The sequence below is a fragment of the Corallococcus llansteffanensis genome, assembly GCF_003612055.1.
Lineage (GTDB): Bacteria > Myxococcota > Myxococcia > Myxococcales > Myxococcaceae > Corallococcus > Corallococcus llansteffanensis.
On sequence record NZ_RAWB01000929.1, the window covers coordinates 1 to 2,113 of the forward strand.

General features: G+C 72.1%; 1 protein-coding gene. It reads left to right on the forward strand.

What is annotated here, in order from left to right; translation table 11 throughout:
* Positions 1-1,004 precede the first annotated feature (1,004 nt).
* Positions 1,005-2,006 (forward strand): tetratricopeptide repeat protein, encoded by a 1,002-nt coding sequence (locus tag D7V93_RS42160; RefSeq protein ID WP_147451648.1) that lies wholly within the window; start codon positions 1,005-1,007, stop codon positions 2,004-2,006.
* Positions 2,007-2,113 lie beyond the last annotated feature (107 nt).

A 2,113-nucleotide genomic window follows, 5' to 3' on the forward strand; every position in this document is an offset into this window, starting at 1 on the left:
GGGCAGGGGGGCCGGGAGTCGCCGGGCCTTCGTCTGGCGCGGGGCGCAGCGTGACGCCTCCGTTCGGGTCGGCGCAGGTCGCTGTTGCACCGGGTGGCTCGGTTCCTGGTGGTTCGACGCAGACGTTCGGGGCGGTGTCGGGCCCTACGCCGTCGTCATCAGGCGCATCGGAGGCCATCGGATCCACCCGGACGTTTGGCGCGGTCCAGGGGCCCACGGGTTCATCGTCTGGGGTGTCCGAGGCAATCGGATCCACCCGGACGTTTGGTGCGGTCCAGGGGCCTGCGGGTTCGTCGTCTGGGGTGTCCGAGGCAATTGGATCCACCCGGCCGTTTGGTGCCGTGTCGGGCCCTGCGGGTTCGTCGTCTGGGGTGTCCGAGGCAATTGGATCCACCCGGACGTTTGGTGCCGTGTCGGGCCCTGCGGGTTCATCGTCAGGCGCGTCCGAGGCAATCGGATCCACCCGGACGTTTGGTGCGGTCCAGGGGCCCACGGGTTCATCGTCTGGTAAGTTCGAGGCAGTCGGATCCACGCGGGCGTTTGGTGCGGTCCCGGGCCCTTCGTCTCCAGCGTCGGGGAACGCCGAACCCGGCGGATCCACGCGGGCGTTCGGTGCGGTGTCCGGCCCGGCGTCTTCGTCAGGTTCGTTCGCGCCCGTCGGGTCCACCCAGGCTTTCGGTGCGGTCCAGGGTCCCTCTGGAGTGGCTGAGCCGGGCGGCTCGACCCGTGCGTTCGGTGCGGTGTCTGGCCCCTCGGAACCGTCCGCAGCCCGCGTTCCGTCCCGTTCGTTCGGCGACATCTCGCCGGCGGGAGAGCCGCAGTCTCCGTCGTGGTCGGGCGACGCGGGCCCCCGTGCCCGGCTCGTTCCGGGCGGCCATGACAGCGCACCGTGGGCAACCTCCGCACCCACTTCGAGCGTCGCGCTGCCCGACGACCCGGCGGCGTTCGCCCGCACCGAACCCTCGCGTGCCGCCGCGCCGGGGCCGTCGCTGCTGGGGGGCGCGATGGATCGACCCCTTCCGGCCCGCATGCCTGCCGGGGGCCTGCCGCCGGAGCTGCTCGGGGCTTCGCGCCCCGAGCCCGTGGTCACCGAGTACGGGCCCGGGGAGTCGTCGCCGTCCACCGTGTCCCGCCTGCTCCTGGTGCTCGCGGTGCTGGCGGGCCTCGGCCTCGCCGGGTACCTGGCGTATCCCGCCTTCCGCGACCGCAACACCGCCATGCCCGCGGAGGCCGTGGCGCAGAAGGACCAGGCCGTGGCGATGCTGCGCCGCGATGACTCGGCTTCGCGCGAGCAGGCCATCCAGACCCTCCAGTCCCTGTCTGCCGCCCACCCGAAGTACGCGGAAGCCCAGGCCGAGCTGGCCGTGGCCCTCACCCTGCAACTGGGCGACCTGCTCGCGGAGTTCACCCGGCTGCGGAGCCAGTCGGATCAGCTCCAGCGACAGGTCGACCAGCTCACCACCGCCAGGCGCCCTTCGGACTGGAAGGACCGCGCGGACGTCGGGCGTGAGCTGATGCGCGACATCAAGCGCGAACAGCAGCCGATGCGCGTGGCCATCGAAGCGCTTCGCAAGCGGCTCGATGCCCTGATGCTCGCCGTCCGGGCCGCGCCAGAGGTGGAGCCCGCCGCCACCGTGGCCGCGCGCCTGAAGGCCCAGGCCCTGTTTGCCTCGGTGATCGGCAATGCGGAGGCGCTGGCCCTCGCCGAACGCCTGCGGCAGGTGGAGAGCGCCGCCGCCTGGAGCCGGTTGGCCCATGCCGAGTTCGCCCTCAGCTCCGGGTCTCCCGCGGCCACCCTCCAGACCGTCTCGCAGGAGCTGGAGGCGCTGCGCTCGGAGGACCCCGCCCTCATGCGCGCCTATGTCCTGGGCGCGCGGCTGGCCCTGCGTCAGAACGATCCGGCCACCGCCCGCACGCTGCTGGACGAGCTCCTGGCCCTCAACAACAAACACGAGTTCGCCAAGCGAATGCTCGCGCAGCTGCCCACCGCCGAGCCCTCACCCTGAAGCGTTGACCGGATCACCTCCCCGGACACCCTGGAGAAACTCCAGTCCTACTCCGGGGAGGGGCTGGCCCTCCCGCTCTGGATGCCCCGAGAAGCCCGAGGCATGAC